Here is a 625-nt window from a genome sequence, read left to right as displayed (position 1 = left end):
TGCAGTTCGGGTTCTGGGGCTTCGTGCTCGTGGTCGTGTTCGGTGCCGTCGGGGCTCTCGTGGCCGCGTTGGTCACCGGCCGCATCGACCGGGGTGCCCTCGCCGACGTGCTGACCGGACGCCGGAGCTCCCGGTGAACGCCGGCCCGGACGTCCCGGGCCGTGTCGAGATCACCGCTCGCGCACTGACCTCGCTGGCGCGGGCCGTCGCAGCCGAACGGCTCGGCGCCCCCGCCAAGCGGGTGCGCGTCGGTCTCGGCGACACCGCCGGCGCGCTCGCGCTCGACATCACCGGCCCCATCGCCGCGGGCGACGACATCGTCACCCGCACCGCCCGGGTCGCGGACGAGGTCAAGGGCCGTGTCGGGGAACTCACCGGCCGCCGCGTCGGCAGTGCCCACATCGAACTCACCGGGATCGTGCGCGAGCACCAGTCCCGGATCGCCTAGGAGGCCATCATGAGCAACGGTTCCGTCGAACGACGCATCCGTCGCCGGAGCGTGCACCGCTCCCGCTCGACCGCCGTGGCGGTGTCGCTCGTGGTGCTCGCCCTGGTCGCTGCGTGGATCGGCACCGAAGCGGTCCTCGCCGCCATCGGCCGGCCCCCGCTGCTCGCCGACCCGCAG

General features: G+C 74.1%; 1 protein-coding gene. It reads left to right on the top strand.

The window, feature by feature from the left end; genetic code table 11:
- Positions 1-133: 133 nt before the first annotated feature.
- Positions 134-448 carry a hypothetical protein gene (locus tag BIV03_RS19640; RefSeq protein WP_070418040.1) on the top strand — a complete coding sequence of 105 codons (315 nt, stop codon included), beginning with the start codon at positions 134-136 and terminating at the stop codon, positions 446-448.
- The last annotated feature ends 177 nt before the right edge of the window (positions 449-625 follow it).

This window comes from Curtobacterium sp. MCBA15_016 (genome assembly GCF_001865105.1).
Taxonomy (GTDB): domain Bacteria; phylum Actinomycetota; class Actinomycetes; order Actinomycetales; family Microbacteriaceae; genus Curtobacterium.
This window is presented reverse-complemented; position numbering and strand designations above follow the sequence as displayed.